This window comes from Bradyrhizobium sp. Kon58 (genome assembly GCF_055807455.1).
The window spans coordinates 1-25,628 of sequence record NZ_JBVVOT010000041.1; the positions used below are offsets into that span (position 1 = coordinate 1).

General features: G+C 57.6%; 13 protein-coding genes and 2 pseudogenes. 6 read left to right on the plus strand and 9 right to left on the minus strand.

Annotated elements, in window-relative coordinates; translation table 11 throughout:
* The 3 genes and pseudogenes from AC0L20_RS36175 to AC0L20_RS36185 form a co-directional block, all read right to left on the minus strand.
* Positions 1 to 1,652: FecR domain-containing protein (locus tag AC0L20_RS36175; RefSeq protein ID WP_473295148.1), on the minus strand; the 1,652-nt coding region annotated here is incomplete at its 3' end.
* A gap of 1,351 nt (positions 1,653 to 3,003) precedes the next feature.
* Positions 3,004 to 3,972, minus strand: coding sequence for a Hint domain-containing protein (locus AC0L20_RS36180; RefSeq protein ID WP_456765741.1), 969 nt, complete (start codon positions 3,970 to 3,972; stop codon positions 3,004 to 3,006).
* Positions 3,973 to 5,883: 1,911 nt separating this feature from the next.
* Positions 5,884 to 7,070: pseudogene (locus tag AC0L20_RS36185) on the minus strand (IS3 family transposase).
* A 1,187-nt stretch (positions 7,071 to 8,257) separates the two neighbouring features.
* Here AC0L20_RS36185 and AC0L20_RS36190 point away from each other — a divergent pair.
* Complete coding sequence (locus AC0L20_RS36190) at positions 8,258 to 8,593, plus strand: hypothetical protein (protein WP_456765742.1); 336 nt, start codon at positions 8,258 to 8,260, stop codon at positions 8,591 to 8,593.
* Positions 8,594 to 11,528: 2,935 nt separating this feature from the next.
* Here the strand turns inward: AC0L20_RS36190 and AC0L20_RS36195 are convergent.
* From AC0L20_RS36195 to AC0L20_RS36220, 6 genes and pseudogenes are all read right to left on the minus strand, one after another.
* Positions 11,529 to 11,903: a hypothetical protein gene (locus AC0L20_RS36195; RefSeq protein ID WP_473295149.1), complete on the minus strand. Its 375-nt coding sequence runs from the start codon at positions 11,901 to 11,903 to the stop codon at positions 11,529 to 11,531.
* Between the two features lie 1,105 nt (positions 11,904 to 13,008).
* Positions 13,009 to 13,895 (minus strand): annotated as a pseudogene (locus AC0L20_RS36200) (IS3 family transposase); the annotation flags it as partial.
* Positions 13,865 to 15,244, minus strand: a complete 1,380-nt coding sequence (locus tag AC0L20_RS36205) for an IS110 family RNA-guided transposase (protein WP_473295150.1) — start codon at positions 15,242 to 15,244, stop codon at positions 13,865 to 13,867. The gene AC0L20_RS36205 and the pseudogene AC0L20_RS36200, both read right to left, overlap by 31 nt.
* A 201-nt stretch (positions 15,245 to 15,445) precedes the next feature.
* Positions 15,446 to 15,757, minus strand: coding sequence for a transposase (locus tag AC0L20_RS36210; protein ID WP_473295151.1), 312 nt, complete (start codon positions 15,755 to 15,757; stop codon positions 15,446 to 15,448).
* A 353-nt stretch (positions 15,758 to 16,110) separates the two neighbouring features.
* Positions 16,111 to 16,356, minus strand: a complete 246-nt coding sequence (locus tag AC0L20_RS36215; protein WP_007606727.1) for a hypothetical protein — start codon at positions 16,354 to 16,356, stop codon at positions 16,111 to 16,113.
* A gap of 1,910 nt (positions 16,357 to 18,266) precedes the next feature.
* Positions 18,267 to 18,566: a hypothetical protein gene (locus AC0L20_RS36220; RefSeq protein ID WP_473295152.1), complete on the minus strand. Its 300-nt coding sequence runs from the start codon at positions 18,564 to 18,566 to the stop codon at positions 18,267 to 18,269.
* Positions 18,567 to 19,930: 1,364 nt separating this feature from the next.
* Between AC0L20_RS36220 and AC0L20_RS36225 the strand changes: the two genes are divergently transcribed.
* The 5 genes from AC0L20_RS36225 (at position 19,931) to AC0L20_RS36245 (ending at position 24,408) form a co-directional block, all read left to right on the plus strand.
* Positions 19,931 to 20,149 carry a hypothetical protein gene (locus AC0L20_RS36225; protein ID WP_473295153.1) on the plus strand — a complete coding sequence of 73 codons (219 nt, stop codon included), beginning with the start codon at positions 19,931 to 19,933 and terminating at the stop codon, positions 20,147 to 20,149.
* 2,358 nt (positions 20,150 to 22,507) lie between these two features.
* Entirely contained in the window at positions 22,508 to 22,729 is a 222-nt protein-coding gene (locus tag AC0L20_RS36230) for a hypothetical protein (protein WP_473295154.1), read from the plus strand.
* 19 nt (positions 22,730 to 22,748) lie between these two features.
* The gene (locus AC0L20_RS36235; protein WP_456765756.1) at positions 22,749 to 23,039 is read left to right on the plus strand and encodes a PilZ domain-containing protein; all 291 of its coding nucleotides are present in this window, start codon (positions 22,749 to 22,751) and stop codon (positions 23,037 to 23,039) included.
* Between the two features lie 3 nt (positions 23,040 to 23,042).
* Positions 23,043 to 23,285 (plus strand): PilZ domain-containing protein, encoded by a 243-nt coding sequence (locus AC0L20_RS36240; protein ID WP_473295155.1) that lies wholly within the window; start codon positions 23,043 to 23,045, stop codon positions 23,283 to 23,285.
* A 928-nt stretch (positions 23,286 to 24,213) separates the two neighbouring features.
* Entirely contained in the window at positions 24,214 to 24,408 is a 195-nt protein-coding gene (locus AC0L20_RS36245; protein WP_473295156.1) for a hypothetical protein, read from the plus strand.
* Positions 24,409 to 25,628: the final 1,220 nt, after the last annotated feature.

The window sequence follows — 25,628 nt, forward strand, 5'->3', positions numbered from 1 at the left end:
CCATCAAGGATGGTGACGGTCGCGCCGGCATCGGCCACGTCGACCGTGCCGGTGATGGTCTGGCTTGCCTGGTTGGTCGCACCGCCCGTGCTGGTGATCGCAACCGTTGGGGCCGTGGTGTCCAACGTAAAAACAACGGGCACACTCGGATTGTTACTGGCGTCGGGGAAACGGGCGACGATACTGTGCGTACCATCACCTGCCAGTGTGACGGCCGTACTCCAAGCGCCGCCAGAGCCAACGGTAACTGAAGCAATCTGAGTGGTGACACCGTCATAGGTATCATACAGCGTCACCGTCGTTCCAACAAAGGCGGCACCGGCGGTTCCACTGATCGTCTGACTACCGTGGTTGATTGGGCCGCCTGTGTTGCTGATAATCACAGCTCCGAATGGCGCCACAACGGCAGCTTGCGTGGTGTCCAATGCGGGGACAAGTGGCTTCGTTGCCGACGAAGAACTTCCGGTAATCAGAGCGAGCGTTACCGTGGGTGGAGTGATCGATCCGCCACTAACCTGTCCCTTCACGTCGTCTACAATAACGGTAGTCGAGGCCTCGGTGGGTGACGGTGGGGGACTGCCAGCGAACTTTTGTAGAGACTTAGTGTCGACGTCGCCTCGCTTGCCGTCGCTGGGCGGCGGAGTATTCGGAGCCAGCTGCTTTCCAATGTCGTAGGTCGTCAACACCTGCTGAAACGCGATGAACTCCTGCGCAACCTGGCTCTGGCTTTTGCTGATAACTTGGGTGACAACTTCGAGATTGGCGGTCGGCGTTATGCTTAGCGAAGGGCCGTCGCTGGTAACGATCCCGATTGAATCTCCCGCAACACAGGCGCCTTGAAGTACACTCCCCGGAACGCATTTGAAGACCTGTACCGAATGGATCTGACCATCGTGCTGATCCGCAACAGAGATTGAGACCTGGCCGTCCACTGAATCGACGTTGAGAAGGACTGCCGTGCCGCGGATTCCGATAACGGCACTCGGGGTCGCAACCTGCATGTCACCCGTCTTGGCAACCTGACCAGCGACGAAACTGACCGCACCTTGCATAAGTGTGAACAGAGAATGGTTCGAGCCATTGGTCAGACTGACCAAGGTGCCATTCGCATTATTCTGACCGTCATATCCCAAGTCGTTCAACATGAACCGTGCGTTAGCACTCAAGTTGAATGTTGAGCCGTCGATCAGAACCAGACCAATTGTCGAGCCACTTCCTGTCTGCACAACGTCGTTTTGATAGACGACGTCCCCATTATTTGCCTCGATAGTAACGCCATTGCGAACGATGCTGGCGCTTCCCGTTACTGTTGCAACATGGCCGATCACCTTGACAGCCGACGCCGCATTTCCCGCGGCTTGAGCGAGGGTTTGATAACCAGTTAGCGCTTCGACAACTCTCGCATCGACTAGCGCGCCGTCTCTTGAGACCAGCGAAGGACGTTTTTCGCCGTGAAAGTAACCTTGGATTGTGAGGCGGTGGTCAGAATCCGAAATAACTAGATCTCGCCCCGACCGTGCGTACGCGCCAGAGAACAGGAGATGCGCGTCGGAAATGGTTACCGTATCGGCTGAGCCGTGAGCGGATGAACTTATGGACCCCCAGACTAACTCGGCCCCGGCGTCGAACATCGGTTGCAATGGGGTATTCAAATCGCCCCCCAACAGAAATCTGTAAAAATCAATTTGATCTTACTAGCATCTGCTCAATTGTCTGAAAAGAGGTTTTGTTCTAATGTTAATTGTTTGGACCCCGGCGATCGTTCGGCCTGCGGCGATGATCCCAGCGTTTCACTAGCGCGCAGATTCTGCGTGGGGGGAGAACCAGGCCAGTGGATCAGTGCTTCGTCCAGGCGGATACACCCCGGGATCCACTCGCACGGTGCAACCTGGAACATCCATCCCTTGGATCTATTCGAGATCCGCCACCAACTTCGTGCAGGCGCGCAACCGGCATTCCAATCGCCACATTCTTGTAGCGCGTCTGTGCAGCATTTATCACTTACAGGAAGTGCGCGACCGAGCGAACGAGAGCGAATCCGCAAAGCTGCTCAAGTCGCCCTTCGAGATCCAGCTGGAAATTAGGACCGCTCAACTGCTGGAGCGGCGTTAATTAAAAAACTAAATCTGTCAGATTTAAAAGACGGAACAACGAATAAGTCAAGACAGTCAGGGACGGTGATCTATTAGTCCGCCTCGTGACGATTGAAGGCGCAACTTCAACTGACGCGCGCCGTTTAAAATCGGCGGCATCGCTGCCTCAGTAAATTGCTCTGCTGACGACTTCCTCCATTCGGGAAGGCGCACGTCAGGCGCAAATAGCTCTGACACCAGCGACTTCGATTACCGACGATGACTTCGCACGAGATGATACGATTATACCACTGGCTCTGTCTCGGGAGGACCTACGCACTGCACCCTGCTCTGCCCTTAAAACTCGGGCTCGAAGCTCTTGCAGTTCGGCAAATTGTGAGTTGAGAGCCCCAACGAGTTGCCTCAGAAGAACGATACGATCGCGCTGACCGCGCTCACTCATGATACGCCCCCTCAAATAATGGGACTTTTCAAAAATCAAATCACCTAACGCCAGATCGACAGCTGAAACGGACGCTTCAATTGGGTCCGACGGACTATAGCAAAGGTTCACATGAAAGATGTGACATAGTAGGCGTCGATGTGCAGGTGCACCCCGATGCCCCGGCCGTGATAATCTTACACATGGGGCGGGGAGCATTGCTCACCTCCGCGCCCAACTAAGAGAACATGATCGCTTCTGCGTTTTCATCATGCGACGTCCCCACACAAGACTACCGGCTCTGGCCGTTTTCGTTCGGGCCTGAGGGCAATACGCCACCGCCGATAACAACACCGACCAATGGCTCGGCGAGTTGGAACCAAATGTGTGTTGACGTGCCGGGCCGGACGATCCCAAATTCTGAACACTGCTATCACAAAGAGGCAAAAAAAGAGGCGACTTAAAGCCGCCTCTTTGTGACCTGCCGCACTACGCAACAGATTGCGCGTCCTGCGGCATATCGGTTTGAGCTCTTGCACCCAGCGCAATGCGAATACTGACTGGTACCTGACGGTGCGATTTTGCGCGAGGGTACGGCAACTCGTTCACCGGCTTGCCGTTTGGATAGAGCGCTACATGCTCGGCCCAATTGTCGAAGCCAAGACGATCAACGTTGTCGATGAACGTCTCCGCTGGGGTATTTTCTGCAATGATCAACGAATGATCTTCCACCTCGACGTGATAATAGACGAACGTCGATGGGACCGCGGTCTCTCGCGCGATCGAAGCGCCATTCACAAGCGCGCCAGCTTGGATGAGCGTGCCGTCCACCAACAGCGCGTGATCGGGAGAGACCAATAAGTCTCGGGACGGCACATTGTCGGCCAAAGCTCCTGCCCGAACGCGGATCGGCAGCGACCGCATTTTATCGGCAAAGACGGTCGATACCGTCTGAATGCCGACCCAATCGACTGGGACTGTGCGTCCATCATGAGTCAGCACGAGGTCGCCACGCTTGAGTGCTTCTACAGCCACATCACCGTGGGGCGTCCGGATCAGCGTACCGCTGTAGAAGCAGAATGTGACCTCGGCAGTTGTGTCGACATTCGTCAGCCTGCCGTGTTGGCCGTTCAAATTGCCGGAATACGCGGTATCCGTCAGGAAGAAATAGTTACCGTGGTTGTCCTGGATAATGATGCCGTTATGGCCAGCGAGATCCGCAGTCGCGATGAAGGTATATTTGTTGCCGTTGCTCAGCGAGCCGCTTGCGACGTCGCCGATTTTGACCTTGTCGCCGTGATCGAGCGGATCATTTCCGGACTGGTCTACCGCCTTGACCCCGACCGCGACCGGGTTGACGCCAGGTGACGAGGAATCAGCATCGACGAGTTTAAATGTTCCGCCCGTCTTTACCAACTCGTACGCGAAATTAAATTCCTCACTCGTTTTTGCAGCCATCGCGATAACCTCGGAAATCCAATATTTACCCTAGCCCAAGTTCCTCATAACGGATTGCCAACGCCGTTGATATACGCCGAAACAAAATAACTGTAACTTGAGATAAATAAGCAAATGAATTTACGATCTTTCCACTGGTCATCAGGGCTAGGCGGGGACAGCAGTGCTGAGTGGCCGGCAGACGCAGCTCAGGGCGCCGCTGCCACAGCAGCGAAGGTCCGCAGCGGAACAACAGATTCGGGCCACAACGAAAGATTGCTCAAACATAACGGCGGGCTACTCGGCTCACTGGCGCAGAGGTTTGGGCCCCAAGCTACTTTTAGCCGGGACTGGATTTACGTAATCGTTTGACTTGCGTGAGATACACTGGTCGAACCGGCCGCCCGGCGGGGCGGCCCTTTCTTCTGCCGACCCCTTCGCCCAACCTAAACAGGCTCATCTTAAAGGAGATGGCGTATTCAGTCGCACATGGAGCATCGGCAAAGACATCACTTCACCAATTGTGCGAAAGATTTCCCACTCGTTTTGTTTGTTCGGCCCCGCTGTTTTTGAAAGCGCTGCAAGCGAGCGTAAACCGCCTGCCGCGTGCGGCCCAGCTGTTCGCCGACCTCCCCAGCCGACGCGCCACCGCTAAAGAGGAGAAGCAGTTTGGCTTCCTCGTCTGGCAGCCATGGACGCGTCAAAGTTCGATTGTTCGTCATGATCGGTTACAGCGTTCGCAGACTTAGGCGCGCGGCGGTGCAGGCCGCCGCGGTGCATCAGGAGTTCGGGCCGGCCGTTCGACCCGCGGCGGCTCTGGTATGCGGCTACGCTCAGGCTCACGATTACCGCGCACCATCCACGCCGCTAGACGCGCATAGCTTCGCCTCAGAGCCGGTGCAAACCAAGCCGATACCTCTTCGTGATCCATGCCGCGAAAGAATGTCTTCAAATCATTTAAAAAGACTTGCCGTGTTTTCCCGGACGCGTAACTGCTCTTCAATAGTGCGATGCGAAAGGATGGTCATGATGGAAACAGACCGCTGGCTTGAAGCCATACTGCAAGACGTCCGCCGTCGCGCAAAGCACAATCTTCACTCAGCATCACCGGAAACATCTTGGCCTTCTCGCGATCGCGATTGGGTGCTCGGTTCGAAGCTGCCGAACGTGCCAAAGTGACGGCTGTCCTCCTCCGAAATAATTGGTTCGAACAGCGCTCCACCAAGGCTGGCCTCGAATATCGCATGACTGAGGTAGGTCTGGCAGAGCTTAGCCGACCGCGATAACCGCAGGGCGGGTCGGAACGACAACAAGCTCGCGGGCTACGGATCTTGGATGCGTACCCTGGTCATGTCCTCTCGGCAAAGAGCTGATTTACCCTTCAAGGTCAATGAGGTCCCAAGGGCTCGATAGTGGTCCAGGCGAATTCGGCCGATCACTGATGTGCAAAACTCCTCGCGCTCGTCCTACCGTCATTCGAAGAGAGGGGAATTCAGATGATTACACTCAAAGCGTTTGTACTCGCCCTTGGTGCCGGGATCGCATTTTGGAATTGTTCGGGCGACTTCGGCTACGACGTGGCACTGGCGACCGCCGCCTGCCTGCCATAACTTTTCGACGACAGGAACCCGCCTTGAAGGCAACCTACATCGGACTGGTAGTGCGAAGCCCGCCAGATCAAACCGGCAGCAGCTCAACATAAACGCTCTTGCTCTAGCCGTCTTGGCACGCGATGTCCAAGCTGTCGCAAGCGATGGCGAAAGCCTGTTTTGCCTTAGCTTCTTCGAAGCAAAATTTGGTTCCGACCTTCCGCTCGATCGGTCCACCAGACGGTTCTCGTATCTTTGGCGATGCTCCAGCAGCACGCACAGTCAGGCAATGTTCGTTTGTCATCAAGCCTCCGGAAAATTGGAGTGACCTGCCCCTGAAGTTTCACGCAGTAGCGGTTAGAGTCTCGGCGGATGTTACGCCGTTTGGCGCGGTGTTAGCAACGTGCGATCGGCGGAGCTGGTCGGGGTTGCGCAGCCGATCGCACGTTGCGGTGAGGTAGGCGGCATAGGCCGCAGGGGCCAGATAGCCGAGCGAGGAATGCGGGCGTTGGCCGTTGTAGTCGCCGACCCAATCCGCAATCTTGGCGCGGGCGTGATCGAGGCCGAAGAACAAGGTTTCGTTGAGAAGCTCGTCCCGCATCCGGCCGTTGAAGCTTTCACAGAAGCCGTTCTGCATCGGCTTGCCCGGCGCAATGAAGTGCCAGTCGATGTTGTTCTCCTTCGACCAGGCCAGCATGGCATTGCAGGTGAACTCGGTGCCGTTGTCGGAGACGATCATGCCCGGCTTGCCGCGCTGATTGATCAGCGCCGTCAGTTCGCGTGCCACCCGCCGCCCCGGGATCGAGGTGTCGGGGATGGTCGCCAGACATTCCCGGGTCACGTATCGACGATATTCAGGACCCGGAAGCGACGGCCGCTGGCGAACTGGTCGTGGACAAATCCAGCGACCACCGGGCGTTCGGCCGAGCCTCGAGCAGTATCGGCGCTCGGGTGCCCACGGCGCGGCGGCGGGCTCGGCGCTTGCGCACGCTGAGGCCTTCCTCTCGATACAGACGGTAGATCCGGTTCCGCCCGGACGGCTCGCCCTGCTGGCGAAGCAGCACGAACAGCCGGCGGTAGCCGAACCGCCGACGGGCATTAGCAAGCTCGCGCAAGTGGCCGCGTAGTTCGGTGTCCGGCGGTCGGCACGATCGGTAGCGAACCATCTTGCGGTCAGCGCCGACGATGCCGCAGGCCCGCCGCCTCCGACAGACCCATGACGGCCTGCAGGTGCGCGACGGCTTCGCGCTTGGCGACGGGCCCTACCATTTTTTTGACAAAAGCTCGCGTAGCGCTGCAGCATCCAGCATCTGCTCGGCCAGCAGCTTCTTCAGCTTGGCGTTCTCCGTCCTCGAGTTGCCGCAACCGCTTGGCATCGGAGACGTCCAGACCGCCGAACTTCGCCTTCCAATTGTACAGCGTCGCTTCAGAGACGCCATGCTTCCGCGCCAAATCGGCAGCCTTCGCACCTGCCTCATGCTCACGCAGCACGCCAATAATCTGCTCTTCCGTAAACCTGGCTCGCTTCATCTGTCCGTCCTTCAGAAGGCCGGACTCTAACTTCAACTGGAGGAAATCGGCAGGGCAGGTCAACAGTTGAACAAGACGCAGTCTGGGGCAGACTGCGGCCCGCGCATTGTCAAAAAATCCGGGTGAAAGGGGTCTAGGTGCAAAGCCAGCCCATTGTGCAAACAAAATGCTGTTCCATTACAGGAGCTTAAATTTTGCGGCCTTCGTGCACATAGGGAGGCCCGCTAAAACTACCGAGGTAGGCGACTTCCGCTTCCTGAGCAAGGCCGCGCAAACCCCCAGGGCCGCTTCCCGTTAGATTTTGGACCCGTTTGAAGGGCGGTTTGCAACATCAAGTTCGAAGCGATCCGGCGCGGGGAATTGCCGATCCCGCATCGTCTGCCGAAGGCTGAATAGGCCGGAAAGGCCGGGCGAAGCAGCGGAATGATTATGTGAGGCTGGCAACAAATTGCCAAAGCTAAGCCGCAGCCGAAGTCACACGAACAATTCCAAAACAAATCTCCGTACCTTGGGCGAGCACAAATGCTTTGAGTGCAATTATATGAAGACCCTCTCGTCCAGTGAGGGCGAGGATGAGCCATGATCGTTTCCAGGCAGCTTCAAGGGGACGGGGCGATTGGTTTCGTTCACCGAGCCGTTTATTCCCCTACTTCCATTAGGCGGCGCCGTTTGCCTCGGTATTGCAACCAACCGCAGCTCTCGACAGTACACCCTTTTCAAGTGCCTTCTTATAGGAGATAAACTTTGGCCTAGGTTATGCAGCTTGGCTTCGTATCCAGCAGCCAAGCTGTTGTTGGCACCTCAACGTTTCCCCAGAAACCGCTCATGCAACGTGATGGGGCCCTTTGAGCCGTCGAGAAGAACCCTGACCCGTGTGCGCGTTGCACCTGTCCCAAGAACCACGCCACGTTTACCGGCTAGTCGCGGGCCAGCGTCGGCCTGCACGACGATTAACTGGCCGGCGGACAACGGCGTCATTGCCGACGAGTGCAAGCTGGAAGAAGTTTGCAGCCTCGAATGGCGATCACCCATCGATTGCGCTCTCATAACCAGCATCGCCGCCGCTCCTACCAGCTGGACAGCGCGGCGCTTACCCAAAATGGCGAAGATCTGTTAGCGGGGCCGCTTCGCGTGCTCGTAGGCCACCGCTCCCGTCTGGTCGCTTCGATTCGCTCGCGATCAGCACAATGGCGAGCAATCGCAACTATCGAGCTCGACGGCGTCTCACCAGCCAATACACGCCATATCCTATCGCGAGAAGAGGAAGGCCGGCGCCTGCAATCGGTCCGGGCGCTCCCCGGATTTGGCCGGGCGCGTTGGAGCAATTCCCGTTGCCATTGCAGGCGCTCGCTGTCGGCGAACCCGTCATCAGAATAAAAGTCAAAACGGCCGCAGAGGGTAAGGACAAGGTCAGCTTTTTCATTTGTATCTTGCTCCACGCCACCCGCCAAGGGAAGGAAATATCTAAACTCTACGAATTTAAACTAGAGCTGTCCAAGATTAAATCATTAAACAACGACTGATCTTTTTCAGCGGAACCCAAATCCGCGACCGCATTACTATGAAGACCCGGCGAAGAACGACTTGTCGAAAGTTCGCACTACAACAGATGATCGTTGGGCTGAAATCAGTCGGCGGTTGTTTGACCCACGATACAGCCGTGTACGACGCTACCCGACCGATGGCAACAAGCAGTGGATCGGGCGCATCGGGACCCGCCGCGCCATCATAAGCCTTAACATGGACCAGCTTCTTCGGAGCCGATGGTTCCTTGAGCCGAAGTGGCCCCACAAGCCCGCGATTTGTGACCTTCGCCGCACCCGATTTCGTTCGTGCCATGTTCGTGACGTGTCGTCGGGAGGCGTCGCCATCTTTCTCCAAGACTAAGGGTCATACCGAAAGAGTTTGAGCTGCTGATTGACGGAGTGCCTGCGATGACGCTCTGCAAAATGGTCTGGCGCCGCGATGCCTTTGTAGGCGCCAAGTTTACGGTCCGCGAGGCTTGCTGTTAGTGTTACAGCGTAGTTGCCGTACAGGGATACCCTGATGTGGCTTGCGCGTCCGCCGGCGAACCGGATGCTTGACGCATTTGCGAAATCCCGTGTTTCGCGTCACAACGGCTTCGGGACGCGGAGCTTAGCGCTCCGCTCTGGGCTGTTCTCGACCTCGCGGTTCACTTCCGGACCAGCGTCAACCTCATGCCGGTCAGCATGGTGTAGGCAAGGCGTCGCCAGATCAGGTTCATCAGCACTAACATGATCGCATCCTCTCACTTGAGACGTGGCTTAGGTTCGGTCCGATTTGTTTCAGGGCGACTTCGCCAGCAGAGGATATGGCTTCTTCGCGGAGGCGAGGCCGCGTTTAAACCGCCGCTTCATCACTGAGGGCAGTGTCGCCGAAGCGCCTGCAGGTTAGATTAGATAATAACGGGGATAAAATATGCGGTTTAATATTCAAATTGCCATAAGCGAACAATAACGCTCGCGTGGTGAACCTTACAGTTCCCCTCACCGACACAAATTTAAGCAACGCATGCTATGCTGAAAGTGGTCACGGCCGCCCCGTGACCGGGCGGCCGTGTCCTGAGCGTCCTCAACCTACCCCAAGCGAAGTGCACGGCCGCCACCTGTTATCAACGTTTGCAAAGCACTGCAACCGACAGGAAGTCCCTTGGGAAGCAGTTGGACGCCACACGGCGAGTGAAGGCGTAAGGACGCACGAAGCCGCGGTAGGGCCGATAGCGGGCGCAACCGTTGCTGCAAGTCCTCAGCTGATTGTCGAGGTAAGATTGACGCCCGTTGTTCTTTGACTGTGCACGCTTGAGCTCGTTCACTCCAGGCCGGGAGAGACGAACGTGTTCATTTGAATGTTAGTCATTCTCATCGGTGTCAGTGTCGCAATTCTGATTGCCCACACGATCGATGCAATACGCTCCTGAAGCCCTGGAGCGGGACGGGTTCACACCTGTGAACGCACGCCGTCGCAGCCGGCGCCACCCCTCGCGGAAGGTGGGCCGCCAGCTTTCCAGCCAGTATCCACTGGCGGCCCGTGCCAATCGAAAATTCTGGCCTTGCGTGGTCAGACGACTGGCGAAATGATACTGCTTCGCAGTCACCCGACCCCGCAAGCGCTTGGTGCAATTAACGTAACGAGGCGAGGTTACCGGCCGCTCCTTCGAGCGGCACTATGGCCCGCCGGTAGGATCAAAGCACCAGAGAGCGGCGCAAGATCAGCGAGCGCCCCTCAGTCGACATGACGTTGAGCACGTCGTCATCACGCCCTTGTCGCATCTGATGCACGCGTTGACGCATTGATCAAAATTTTTTGGATCGAAAGACGAGTACATTTTTGCGGCGCATGCATTTGTTGAGTTGGTGACGTCTTCCTCACGCGAGCAAGCGACCAGCCATGTTGTAGCAAGCGTGACGACGGCAACCGCGCGGATCATTTGCTCGTGACCGCGCTTAACCAGTGCTTGCTGGGGCCAAAGCTACCAGCCTTGGAGACTTTGATTGCATTGCGGCGAAATACCGGGATGTCGTGACTGCGGCAAAAGCGACGGAAATCTCAAAAGCAACCGTGAAAGTAATGAAAGCGGCACGAGGGCTAAAGCATATTTAAGCGCTGCTCCCCAGGGGTCCCCCTAGTAACATTTTAGCGACATCGTCTTTATCAGTCCAAGCCTTTGTCTGACCGGCCTTTGCGACACGCGAAGGCCTGTTCCCCCGACCCCGCCGCTCAAGTGTTCACTTTGGACAATTCGCCGACCTAGCCAGAGGCCGGCAAGCCAAGGCGCCACTTGCCGAGATTGACGAAAACTTGACCGCGCCGACCCAGCGCCGGCACCAGCGCGCAAGTTCACCGCCGTGTGGAAGACGGCGTAAACACAGCGGCGCCCGACGCTGGTCAAGTTCTTGAGCTTCGCACGAGCATTGGACCATGGCGCTAGATGGATCGTTTAACACTCACAAAGCTCGCCCCCGCTGCTGCAATGGTCACCTCGGTGGGCGGACTACGTTGAGACCTCTTTGCGTGATGCGGTACTCAGTGCCATCAGGCGTTTCACGACGCTCGATCCATCCGTTTAGCAGAAGCGCTTTCTTTGTTCGTGGTGGGTCAGGCATCTTGGATGCGTGCGTCCATTTTGCATGCCGGAGGTGATCCAGGAATTGACGATGGCGCCGATTAAATATCTCCTCGGGAGTAGCCTCAGCGGCGCGATGATAACGGCGCACCTTTCAAGGATCGGTTCGAGCGATCCCCATTCAGTCATGTGCAACTCATTTGGTTCAGGTTTTTTATGTAATACTCTTACTTCGACTAATTATCTCTTGTTCTAATTCGCAGAACTGCACACGAAATCCCACGGCATTGTCTATTGATCTGCCGACTTTACCAGCGAAGCTTCGCCTTGTGTCAAAGCCGTGCGCCAGACCGTCGGCCTAGCGAACGTTGGGTTTAGGTAGCCGTTCGGGATGGAAGTGTGTTGGGTTGATCTTCCAGTCCGGTCGCTTTTTCTCCTCTTGGACGGGCATCAGGGTTGCCTGAAAAAACAGCCCCCCCAACCTCGCCAGAGCACGAAGCGTAGTTCGAAGCGGCCGTGCCAGTCAGCTTGATTTCGACTTCGTCAGCACCGAAAACGTTTTGCTGTCCATCAGCGTGTCGGCACGTCGTCAGCGTTGCCGCAAATCGTGTTCCGGCGATCTGATACGTTCCGCCGTAACTCATGACTGTTTCGCCACCTGTGATAACGCCGTTCCTCAGATGAACACGGCCGGTGCCCGAACCGCGCTCGGTCTGAAACCATGCGATATATTCGCCGTCTTTAAGCATGTGTTCGCCTCGCTCAAAGCGCAATAAAGCCGAGCATCGGACAAAGAGAGCGGCGAAAGTATTACAAAACCATGAATGATCCAACAGAGCGGGAGGTCATCGGCGTGGGCGCCGGCGTGCAGGCGCTCTATCGGCTTGCTAGAACGACGCGAAGACGCCGGGGCGCCGACGATTTCGAAGAGGAAGGCGGCTATGAAGCCTTTGCAAGCCAGCAGAGCCCACCGGCGCCCTCGCAGCGCGCGAAGCAAAACCAAGACGTCCAGGTAGGGCTAACAGCGAGGAACAGCCACTTTAGCGGAGGGTTTTTGGTGGGAGAGCCTCCGTTTCGTTTGCGGGCTTGTGATGAAGATCGGAGCCGCCCATCATTCCTCTGCAAGCTGGGACGCGTCCGAGGCGCATCTCGGCAGGTCGGAGCGCGAAGTTGCCAACGTCCTCTCCGTGGGACGACTAGAGAGGCGCGGAACAGGGCTGCCTGCCCGAGCGGCTTCAACCGATGTATCTTGTAGCGGGCCAAGCGGATGATTGGCGCGTCTCTGCAAGATCGTTGGTTTAAAAGGTTCCCATTTGGCGGCATGACGACATAGGACATCTTTGTTACAACCTTGAGATACCGGCAATAATCCAAACTTTACCATCTAAAAATGGCAACGTGCTCCCCTCTCTACCAGACAGACCCGAGCGAGGCTTGTCGGGTTTTGACAGTCGCCCGTAATAATCCGGGAATGCAGCCCGCGATATAAATCGCTAAGATTTACTACCGCTCCAAGTTGCGGGAACGCGCGCACGCCCTTTCGCCTCATCGCAGCTAGGTGACCCATGTCGATCTTTTCGATTTTGGCGGGATGGATCAGCTTCAACGTAGCTCTTGCCGTTGCGTTGACCCTCCGAAGCCCGGTTCGACGCAAGCCCGTGTTGCAGCCTTGCGTCTTTTACTTAGTCGCGCGAGCAGAAAATTACTAACGGCTCTGCTTCACGGCTTCTCTTCTTTCGGCATTGTGAGCCTTTCTGGCTTCAATCACCCTAGTCCGAAAGCCGATAGCATTCGAGCCAGCCCTAACAGAGACGCTCGCTCAGCACTGATCTTCCCCCGAAAAAGTGGACGGGTTTAAACGGCTTTTAGCTCCATCTCGATCGGGGCAATATATCCGAGGGCGGAGTGGAGCCTGGTTCGGTTGTAGAAGCCCTCGATGAAGGCGAAGATATCGCGCTGGGCCTCGGCGCCGGTCTTGTAATCGCGATGATGGACCAGCTCAGTTTTCAAGGTATGGAAGAAGCTCTCCATCGGGGCGTTGTCGTAGCAATCGGCCTTGCGGCTCATCGATGCGACGATGCCGGCGCCGGTGAGGACCTTGCGATAGGCGCGTGAGGCATATTGCACGCCGCGATCGGAATGATGGATCAATCCGGCCTGCGGCCGCTGCTGCTGGATGGCCATCGTCAGCGCGGTGGATGCGAGTTCGATCTGCATATGATCCCGCATCGCCAGCCGACGATCTTTCGGCTGAACAGGTCCATGACGGCCGCCAGGTACAACCAGCCCTCCGCGGTCGGGATGTAGGTGATATCGGCGAGCCAGACCCGGTTTGGCGCTGCGGCGGTAAAGTCACGCGCGATCAGGTTCGGCGCGATCGGCAGATCGTGACGACTGTCGGTGGTGCGAACCCGACGGGGCCGCGCCATGATCGCTCGAATGCCATATCGACGCATCAGCCGTTCGATCCGGCCGCGGCTGGCGCCACGGCCCTGGGTCCGCAAAGCGGCATGGACCCGCGGGCTGCCATAGCGCTGACCGCTGTCGTGATGGACCTGACGAATCTCGGCAAGGAGCGTGGAATTGGAGCCCGCACGCGCGCTCACCGGGCGATCGCGCCATGCGTAATAGCCGGCCGGCGAGACCTCGAGCACGGCACACATCAAGCGTACCGGATAGGTCTCGCGGTGATCCTCGATGAAGCGAAAACTCATGTCCGGGTTCCGGCAAAGATCGCGATGGTGTCCGTCGGAATGGCCTGCAACACGAAGCCCAGAGATTTGGCCCGGCGCTGAAGGTTGGCGAGAACGCGGCTGCGATATTGTTGCTCATATTGGTCGGCACCTGGATCCCTATAGCTCATGCCGTGCCGGAGGGTATTGTAAAATAGAACCGCAATCTTGCGGGCGGTCGCTGTCACCGCCTTTGACTTACCCGCACGTAGGGACAGGCGACGATAGAATGCTCCGAGCGCCGTATCGCTTCGCCCCACCGTGGTGGCCGCCAACCGCAACAGTGCGGCAGCCCGGCTGGAAGATCTCCGGGTGCGCGAAGAAAGCACTTTGCCGCCGGAGATTTTGTTGCCGGGTGCAAGGCAGAGCCAGGACGTGAAGTGCTTGGCGCTCGGCCATGCCCTCAAATCCGTGCCGCACTCGCCGATAAGCTTCAATGCGAGCGACGGACCCAGTCCATGGATCTCAGTCAGATCGACGCCGAGCACGCCGTACAGCGCGGTCCTGTCGTCAAAGGTGGGCGTGTTGATCTGTTTGGTCTTGATGCGCGGCTTGGATAGCGTCCCGACCGGCTTTGCCCCTTTATTTCCTAGCGCGGCGATCAGGACTTCGAGCTTGCGGTCACAGTCCAGCATCTTCGCCTGGTAGACGTCGTAGAGTTCTAGCGATTGGCTCAGGGCGAAGAGATGTTCGTGCCGGTCGTTCCCTACCAGTGCCGCGCGAATGGTCTCGGTGGATGAATGGCATCGCACGTCCCGATAGGTTGCCAAAACATCAGGATTGCGCTCGCCTGCAACAATGGCCCGGATAATCCGCATGCCAGTGGCGCCCGTGATGTCCGAGACGACATGATGGAGCTGCAGGTTCATCTCCATCAAGGCCTTTTGCATATGCTGGATATGGGCGGCGGCATATTCCACAAGCCGCTCGCGCTGCCGCAAATAGGCCCGCAGTGTTGCGATCTCGGCATCGGGTCGGAAGCTGCCTCGTAGCAGTCCATAGGAATGAAGCTGGCGTAACCACGCGGCATCGCTGACGTCGGTCTTGCGTCCGGGCACGTTCTTGGCGTACCGGGCGTTGACCAGAATAACCTCAAATCCACGCTGCTCCAGGATTTCATAGGCTGGGATCCAATAGACCCCGGTGGATTCCATCGCGACACTGGTCACGCCGCATGCGCTAAACCAATCCGCCAGATCATGGAGATCTTGTGTAAATGTGCCGAACGCGCGCACGGGAATGTCAGTGCAGTCCGGGTTCACCGCAGCCATGTGCATCTTTGATCCGATGTCGATGGCGGCCGCGCTGACGTTGACTGGCTTCAATTCCGGCCGGTCACCGGTCGTCCTCTGGGGCATCGCAAATCCTCCATTCACTCATGAGCGGAAGGGTCTGGGTTATGCCAATCGTCATCTTCCTATTCGGGATCGCAGCCGAAGCGGCGTCACCACTCTCAAGTCCGCATGCACCCATGGACCACGTTTTTTAACGGGGACAGTGCCTCCAATAAGCTGACGGCCGCTACCCTCCCAGCCGCAGAGGATAACACAGTGCTGTTTCTACCCCGCACAGGCGCGCAACGGCCCTGGACAGTTTTTTAAAATGTCGCGCTCCCTGCGCAGCCGTTCGTTCTCCTGGCGCAGGCGGGCGAGCTCCGAAGCCTGGTCCGCCGACATCGGCGTCGCCTGCGTGGGGGGGCGCCACGCCGCCGATGCCGGCTCCTGCCGGAGCTTATCGACCCAGCGTCGCAGCACCGAGTCGCGCAGACTGAGTTCCTTGGCTACCGACGAGATCGAGCGACCGCTCGACACTACCCGTTCGACGGCCTGGCGCTTGTACTCCTCAGTAAACGACCGACGTTGACGTTCCATTCGACACCTCCGGGCTCCATGAGCCTACTACAGGTCCACTCATTCGGAGGAGGTTCAAAGTGCTCCACCTGCTGTGAGGGCTAAGCGTGCTGCTAAACGTAGCCTCCAAATCGAAGTGCCTAGCGATCGATCTTCTTCCTATCAGCTACCGGCTGCTTACCGAGCGTCGTCCCGTTATTTAATCCGAGCAAGGATTTGCAGCCCAAACAATCAGCTTTGCTGGGTTCCCCAGAAGCTTTAGCAGCATCTTGCAAACCTTGGATTGAACCTCGCCCGAGTTGAATTGCACGCATGATCAAAAGCAGGCCCGTTCGGCATTGGCACCGGGTTAACGAAGATTGCCGTCGGCTCGCTCACGCAGCTCGCGCTGTCCTTGCGCGATGTTCAAGAGCGTTGATCGTCAAAATAAGGTTGTCGCGGCGGGATCGGAGGTTTAGCGCAAGCAAAGGATAGGTCGGCTGGCGCACGTCAAATACCCTAGCTTTTGCTTCTTCTTCGAGAATGTCGGAATTCATGAGATCGATGCGCCACCAAAGATCGGCGATAAGCGCGCTGAGCTGCACTTCTCCGGTGATGCCGGAATGGGACATGTCTTGCATCGTTTTCGCCTCAACCTGAGACAGCCTCAACATTGAGACTGACACTTGATGTTGACTGAGCAAGCGTGATGCCAGCGCGTACCCTTGACAGGCAAGTTCCGGAATAATTCGCCGGGACGATACAAGCTTTTTAGTTCGCGAATTCGCTTCGGTTTCGTTACGTTCGCAGGCAGCGAGGCCAGGCTCGCGCAACGGCACCGACGCGGCGTAGTTTCACAGGAAAAGGTGGGCCGCCAGCTTTCCAGCCAATATCCACTGGCGGCCCTCGCCAATCCTGAAAATTCTGGCCTCACGCGGTCAGACGACTGGCGCGTTCCAATCCTGTTAGGTGGCCGTGCCCCGTGCAAGCATCCGCTAAAATCAAGGTAACGCGGCAAGGTTACCGTCCACTCTCGCCAACGATGCCGAAGCCGCAATCAGCAAGAAGCCCGCGAGAGAGCGGGCTTCAATCTACCAGGGATTTTCTGGGGAGCCTTTCCCTGAGCCGGGACTGCCAATGGGAACTCCGTTTGGGGCGGTGCCCGCGCCTCTGAGGGTATTGTTGGACTGGGCGCCTGCTGTCCCGACCGCTGCTGGATTGGTCGTGGTTGCACCGGAGCGAGCGGCACCGGCGGTCAGAGGCGTGGTCACCCCTTGACCGGAAAAGGTCGGATTGTTGGAAGTTGCGACGGGTGCGCCTGACCGGCCGCCTGCAGGAGATAGGCTACCCGTGCCGGACGGCCCCGAGGATGATGCTCCCGAGCTGGAGGAGGCGCCTCCAGCTGCGGACGATCCGCCTCCGGCGCCCCCACCTCCACCTCCTCCACCTTGAGCGAGAGCGGTTGAAGCCAGAGCAACGCACGCGACTGCTGCAACAAAGGATTGCCGTACCATGGGAACAATCTCCAGTGGTTTGCCCGATAACGGTCGATCAATGGCGGGAGTTCCTTCAGTTCGTCCCTCGCTCGATGGCTTCTAGGGCCACTCCGGCCGGACGATGGGATTGAAGCGACATCCGCCGCGGTGAAGCTCACTATCTCCGCATACTGGGTGGCGGCAACGTCAACTGCGGGTTGGCCTGACTAAGTGAGCTGTCAGTATCAATCTCTCAGGCGGCGGCCGTAAGACAACTGAGCAAGCCGAGCGAGGCTGCAGCCTACTGTTCCGCCACCGATCTTTTCTAAGGTGCTGATGCCTATCGGGGGTTAGTGTTGCAAAAACTCGAGTGAAACGGCGACCCCCGAGGATGAAGATCATGACACGCGCGAAGTGCTAAGTGCTAAGGATAAGTGATTACGAAGAGTGCCCCCAGCAAGCCGTAGGCCACGAAGCATTCCGGCCTCACATAGCCGGTGTCTGGTCGGAGGCTGACAGGCAACAAGGTCGCAAAGACAATGGCGACCAGCGCGATCCAGGCCGCCACAATCAGTAACTTACGGGACGGCAACTGGGCGACAACGGCCCTGGCAGCTGTCTTGGGCACCGCTGCGCTTTCGCCGATCACCGCGGCAGCCCCCAGCGCGCCGGCTTGGCAAGAGTTGCTGGCAACTTCCGGGTTTGTGTCTGTCGGCCTTCTGAAGTTGACGACTGCTTGCCTAGTGCTTTGGGGTGGTCGCGAGCGCCCCGTCTGATCGGGGATGGCGGCACTCCCTGGACGGGGTTCGCTCCGTTCGATATCAAACGGCTATGACACCAGCGCAGCGAAGGTCACGCGCTCAAACCCGGCTGATAGCCGAACTTGCGTCCAACATCCTTCGAGCGCCCACAAAAATATTCCGTTCATGAGGCCTTCGAGATGGGCCGCAAGTCTAAAATGTTAGTGCTGCTCCCCAAGTCCTGTGAGCAAGCCCAGCAACGACAGAAACATCCCTGCCATAGCAGGCGACGTCCATCTACTTGCACTTTTCTCCCCTATCATCCGGTTCGAATTCCTACTTGTTTATCTTCGGATCGAGCGTCCGCATCCGGGCGATGGTTTCCGCCGCGTAGTCTTCTCGCTCACGAGCAAAGCGGCGCTGATGAGCGCGGAAGCTCTCAATGCGCTTTTCGATCTCCTCGCGCTCCGTAGACTTCCGTTCTGTTGGCGATACCGCTTCAATATTCCCTTGCAAAGGCACAGCGGCAACGGGCGATGTAAGTTGCTTGCCTGGTACAATTGACGCAGCACCCCTCCGCGCAATTTCGTTGGTTTGCGCCAGCATCGCTTCCAGCTCGGCTTCCCAATTAGCCATCATCAAATTCCTTCGTCACTACCATTAAGGGCGCCGCGGCTTGGACAGTTGATCCAACGGCTCCGGCGAGAACGTCAGCGCCCATTGTGTCGCACTACGGCAGCGCGATTGGATGAAATGGATTTCTTTGGAGGCCGACAGCAATTATGCCGGCCAAAAGGACCGAAATCCTCGCTCCGATAAGGCAATATGCAAACACCATTTCAGCCCCTTGTTCAGCTTCCACCCCAACGACCTTAATAGTTAAATTGTTACCTACAATCGAAAGGAACAATTAACCTTACCCTTCGCGGTCGGCACCAAAAGCAATCCACGCGCAGCCGGACGACAATTCGTGCGAAACGGACTACGCTCGGCGGATCTCAAAGTCTCAGCAACCTGTTTTGGTGGGGAGAACTCCGCAGACGCGGGCCAGCTTTGTCTCACTCCGGCACCGTGCTGTGTTCTCACGGCGAAGGTTCGAGCGATCAAAAAACCGCTTCTCACACGAGCTGGTCCCTTATGCCCGTGCGATTGCGCCAGTCCGGCGGCGCCTCATACACTAGCTGTGATTGATTTCTTTCGGTTAGCTTTGCCGAAGTAGAACGGGCGCTAGGTCACGCTACTGCGCTGCTTGCCACGTGTGGGCAAATCCTTGCGGCCCAGGGCATCTCATTAGAACTCCCCTGCCTTCCGATGATTGCCTGTCCAAATTGGAAGGATAGAGCATGGTCGGACACCGATAGTTGTTTCGGTCGCCTGGATGGCTCTTTCGGCAACCGCATTCGCTCAAGGCGGAGGTGGAAGCGGTGCCGGCGGCGCAGGCGGTGGTGGTTCTCCAGCCAATTCCGGAGCCTCCAACGGGGGAGCCTAGAGCGCGACCGGATAGACTGGAGCTGGCACTTATCCTCCACAAACGCCGGACCGGCCAGACCACGACCACAGGCGGCATCAATCAGTCATCTACTGGCAAGAGCGCTGCTGGCGCAACGACAAGCACTGCTGAGACAAAACTCCAGGCACCGGGTAGCTTCCCGAACGCGCAGGCCAAGCGCAATGCAGGTGCGGGCGCCGCGCAAAATGGGCTGCCACTCGGCTCTCGAGCGGGAGGCACTTCGCTTCCGCTGTGCCTGTTTCCAGAGGCGAGGATTGGATGTCCAACGACGCGATGCCATTTCGTCCTCACCGGAGACTTGCATTCGTGGATGAAAGCGCGTTGCACTATGAGTATGTCTGCAAGCGCGTTGAGCGCCGGGAGCAAGTCTGCCGCGCTATGAAAGCCTAGTTCGCCTCTGGCCAGTTCGCGCGGGAGCAGCATCAAGCTTGCTCATTGTGCCGAGCAGTTCGATATTCGGTTCTCGGCAAGGACTAAAGGAGAGTGAGAAATGAACAGTTTCCCACTGAGGGCCGTCGGGGTGACGCTGACCGGCGAGGAATGGACCACAATCCTGATGGTGATCACGCGCGGCCAGGACAGCCTCTCGCGCCACGGCTGCAGCGTCTACGGGCGGGCCGTTGAAAGGCTAGCTGCGCAGGTCTGCACTGCATCGGACCAACATGCCAGCGGCCTTACACCAGGCCTGCGTTTGGTGGGCGCCGACTGAAGAGACAGCGGCTTGGAAGAGGTAATGCAATATCCGGCGCACATTCCAACGCGAGTAAGCGCCCTACTCTCTTCAAACACCAGCGGCACAGTCCTACGCTGGCTTGCCCTTGAGCCGCCGTCAATTCGGACTTGGGGCTGGCGCTGCCACTTGCTTGCGGATCCCGCCGGCCGCATTCATACGATTCAATGCTCTGTTCTTAAATTAACCAAAATGAGCAATTTGGCCTCATTCCAGACCCAATTCGTGGCAAGTTGTTAACGTTGCCAATGCGGGGACTGGCAAATGCCAAAAACTATTGTACTCGGGATACTTGGCTCAGTTGCAATCTGTTCGATTGTTATTGGGGGCCGTAGGTCGGATGCACCCCCTCAGTCGGATGCGCTGCTTGCGTTTGTTGGACCTATTTCGACTGTAACCACTAATAAATCTGACAGGTTGCCAACTCTTGTGGAGAGTGCTGTCGCGCTGCCCAAGCAAATAACCGAGGTGAGCTTCGTGGCGGTGCAGCAAGAGCCCCGACCGGCTTCCCCTATAATCCGACCAAAACCATCGCCTGATTTCGTTCCTCGTCACTGGCACGATCGCTACGCTTCGCAGCCGGAAGCCAAAAAGCTTGCAAGCAGCGCAAAAAAATCCGCCAGGCGGCCCGCCGAAAAACGTCTCGCGAGCGTAGCAAAAGAATGTTCGACCGATGGGTTTGCGCCGCTCCTGAGAAAGCTCAGGTTGGCTGCCGATTGCGATACCTAGAAGTATCCGTTCAAATGCAAGCGCTAAGCGGCTCCCTTGCTTCGGGATCGGGATAGCTCCGCGAAGATGCCTCCGGCTTGGACTGCCGATGAGCCACAGAATGCGAATGTCACGACGATCGCGGCCGGTGCTGTTCTGTCCAGGCCAGCGACCTCTTCCTGTCAGCTGAAGAGGTTGGGTCTGAGCGCAGGTGCCAGCCCACGCAGCAGCCTGCGTTTCGGGCTTATCGTGGTGCCGGGCCGGTGCTGGAGACCTCTAATCTGCTGAGATGGATCGTCGAACACGGGAGCCCCGCCAGCTCGCCGGCGAGTACAGCAATTCGGAGAGCGGGGAAGAGCGCCTTATCATTGGCGAATTGTCCGGAAAATGACTCTTCGATGCCGATGCCGACACAGCCCGGTCCAGCGAAGTGCTCGAGGTCCCCGCGAACGCTGACCGTGCCGCTGATGTAGAATTTAAACCGAAGTGCCTAGCCATCAATCTTCCCCCCGTCTAGTACCCCCTGCTTGCCGAGGGTTGTACTGAGCGGATCCGATTCCAGCACGGATTTGCGGCCTAATCAAACTGCTTTGCCTAGTTTCCCAGAAGAAGTTTCCACGGTGCTTCGCGGACAATAAAATGAACCTCGCCCAACAGTTTAACTGCACGATGAGCAAAGAGTAGCCCACCCATCAGTCCGCGGTTGGTCACGCGCACGAGCGGAAGGTGAGCCTGCTGATAGATGCTGTCGCCGCTCAGCCGGAGGCCGTTTTCCAACGACCCACCGGCCGAGCGATCGCCTCAGGCGCGAGGATTGACGACCGTATAACCTCGTAGAGAACGCGCGTGGATTCTCGTGGCGCCTCCTCCCGAGTTGGGATCGTATGCCATCCGTACGTCGCCGCCAACATGCTGCTCTAGGACAAACACGTGACCATGCCGCGCGGCAACCATTCCCGGAGCCGGCGTTACGCGAGGAAATCGTAGCCAATTGGATGCGAGATTTAAGTCCAGTACGATGCGACCAAATACCTTGATGGATGCACCGCATCCGCAGAAAGCGTGAGGGCAGCCTGCCGGCCGGCTACCAACGACTTGTCCTCTGTCTGCCGAGGCTTCAGCGTACGACCTCCGAGCGCGCGCCGCCTGAAGCGCCTGCGATCGTCGTGAATTGCTGAATAGATTTGGTTGCGAGAACGAAAAGTCGCAGGGCATCGTGACGTTGCACTCAGGCGCTTCATTATAATTTATGCGGCGCGCTTCTGTAGCGGTGGCCCCGATAATGACCAATACAAACGCGACAAAAACTGGTCTTAACATATGCAGGACTCCTACGGAGTTGGTCCTGCCCCTGCGCCAGAAAGCCATTCGAGCTTGGCGAAAATTGGACCCTGGGGCGTAAGCTCGATGCATTAGTTTAAATTATTTGAATTATTATAATCGCCCCGGTTGGGCGTCCTGCAGCGTGGCCAATGGTTGGCGCCAGCCCGGCAGCGCGATGGCGTGGAGCGCGCCTTACCGCATCAGCTCTTGACCAGCAGGTCACCAAACGCGCGAGGTAAGAGTTTTGCAGTAAATAACAGATAATTTCCGATTTTTAAGCGAATGTTGCTTGGCAAGGAGATTGCGATGCCCTCGGAAATTGACTTGGAGTTGGCCAGTTTGACGCAGGAGATTGCCGCGCGCCATCGGGCGGTTGAAGACAAGCAGATCCTGATCCAAGTTCTCGAAAGAGACGGGCACGACGTTTCTGAACAAGAGGCCGCGCTCCGCAGGGAGCGATCCAATATAGCGCTGCAGGTCACTCGACAGTTTCAACTGATCCAACAAGTGGCGGAACAGAGCGAATGAAGCGGCATTCGATATTAAGATGTCATCTAGCCCTGACAGGGAAAATCGTCAATCATCGCGGGTTGTGTTCTCGCGACCCATCGATGTTCACATCCTTGCTATCGACGGGACCTGGAGCCGGCCTTGTAAAATGACTGACGTTTCCCAGGCAGGTGCGAAGCTCCATATCGAAAGTCTCGACGGACTAGCCCTGAAGGAATTCTTCTTGGTGCTGTCAACCAGAGGAGTTGCCTATCGGCGCTGCGAGCTGGCATGGGTCAATGGCGAGGAGATTGGCATCTCCTTTCTACACGACCATCGAAAGATCTGATCAGTGGACGAGCGTCGAAAACACGACCGCGCGGAGATCGATGAGATCGCCTACATATTCGGCGATGGATCTAGTGTCCGTTGCCGCGTGCTCAACATCTCGGAAGAAGGAGCTGCGATTGAGCTGGCAGACCCGCGATCTGCAAGACCGCAATTCAAGTTGATGATCGAGAACAACCGCGCCATCAAGAACTGTTGCTTGGTATGGTCGAGCGGCAGCCGGATCGGCGTGAAGTTCGTTGACTGAGCAGCGAAGACGTCCGCCAATCTTGCCCTCAGGCGCTCTGGTTGGGAGCCAGCCGGGAGTGACATCGCTCGCGTATCGGATTGGCGAGCGCGCTAGTCCGACGGTTGTTGCTAAGGCTGTTTCGTGCTTACGCAGCCGAACCTCAGGGGGAAAGCCGTAGATCGGCAGGCCCGGTGCCTCTCACTTAATGTGAGCGCACCGGCCGCGAGGGTGACGGATATGTCGCTAGGACAGGCAAGCCATGATGGCGAGGACGACGTCGGATCCGAGATCGCCGGACCACAAAGAGAAGAAAACGCCTGCACCAAGCACGATTGCAACTAATTTGAGCGCTATCATTTGAAATCCCCTTCAATGTAGAGAGGTAAACTCCAGCTCCAGTCGTATCAGGACTGTTTCGAGCGAGGAGTTTATGGCTTCATTCACCCAACCGTTATCTGCTGATCCGGATCCAAATTGTTGCGCAATGGCAAAACAGAAAGCATGCGTCGGGCGTCAGTTGCGGCCGGGCGTTCTAATCACGCACAAAGACCACCATATTCACCAATTTAGTGGGCTAGGCGTTGGTTTCAGTATCGAGCGGACTGACGGTCAAGCAACCGCACCATTATGCCCGCACCCCACATCCATTATCTTGAAAGGAAGCTGACTGCTTCCGCCGAGGAAGCTTGAGGAGGTTGCCAAGCAAGGCAACGATTTTGGAAGGGTGGTTTAAGTGCTGCCGAGTACCGCGCTGCGGTTGGCGGGCTTTCTTCTGGCCGGGCGGCAGGCACGAACGGTTGGACCACAGCTTCGCCCCCTGGTGTGTATGCGCACTAAGCACCTTAGGAAGATAGCCTGGGGCCTCAGGCCTACCATGCCTCCCCTTTGGACAGATCTCCTGACCTGCTTCTCTCTGGGCTACTGACTGGAAACGAACCGACTCTGAGTGCATATTGCGCCGATGCAGGTGCCGTGCCCCAAATGCAAAGTGATCGTCGCTGTTGGCTCCACCAGCTGGTTCTTCGACGGCGGCGAATGCCGAGAGCTTCGCGGGACTGTTGCCGGCGATGCGAAGGAATATGAAAAGTGCTCGGTTCTGATCGAAGCGGTGGCTAAGGCCGGAAAAAATGCGACGACCTAAAATGAGCGGCATAGCGTCCGACAAGCCCGCCCTTGGGTTAGAGCGGACCCGCCCAACAAGTCTCGACCCAATCCGTCGCGCTGAGGAAGTTCGGCGGCTGGTTGAAGAGGAATCGATCAGCAGCGCGCTATTGTTGAGGAGCTACGCCGCAACTGAATTGAGGCCCGACGGTCTACGTTAGAGAGCTCTCACGACTAAGGCCGCGGCGGGGGGGCCGCTGCGGCCTGATCGTCGAAAAAATCCGGGTGTCTGTTGCGCGGCGGAGGCAACCAGAGCTGTGCTTAACGTGCGTGAAACTGGTGAGGGAAGGCCCGCCGGGGCTGGGCAGTTGGCGGGCCTCCCCCCAAGCACAAGGCCGCGTATGTCCCCCACGGCCCCGTCCCAAAGCTTAGATTATTATAAAGACATTAAGGATGAATGGAGAGGAGCAGTTCACGGGCTCTGCATTCAGTCGTAAACAAACCGGAGCGATTGGTGTCCGCCTCTCGCTATCTGCAACTCCCGCCGGCCCCCAAGGTCGGCGGGTTTTTATTTCGATCGTAGCAGGGCGTGTCATCTGATCGGTCGTCAAGATCAATACGGCACCGGCCGAAGCGTAGCCGAGCGCCCCATGCAAAAGCGATGATCCCCGGCAGCTCTAGCCGCTTCCTGAACAACGCGCCGCCAGATCAGGCTCATGAAGACCCGCATGCCTGCATCCTGCGGGTCGATCGCAACTGTGGCCGGGGCCGTTTCAGGAGCTCGGCTTCGGCCAAGGGGCGCGCGGCAGCGGTTGGTTTGCCATCAAGTGGGTTCGTTAGGCGACACATCCCGTTTTAATGATCTAATCTTCTGATTTCGAAAATAAGCAGATCTTTGACCGAAGCGCGATCATGATATGCCCGGTCGCGGTAACCCCGCGATCCGGCGGCCGGGCACTCTGCCTACCTCAACCTACCCCAGCGCAGTAGTTGCTCGGCCGCTGATACAAATAGGCCGACCTGTTGCGTTCCGCACAGGCGCATGCTTCGCGAGCCGGCTACGGTGCCCCTCTGCCGCGCACATCACCAGGATCTGCATCGGCGCGGCAATGAAAGGGCATGGTGGGCCGACATGCACATCGAACCGCTAAAGGTGGCCAAGGAGCTATGGGTCGCAAGTCCAGCTCACGAGCACGCGGCGCCCGACATAACCGGGATCACCGCTCAAGCCCATGCCAGGCCGGAGGCGTGATCCAATGA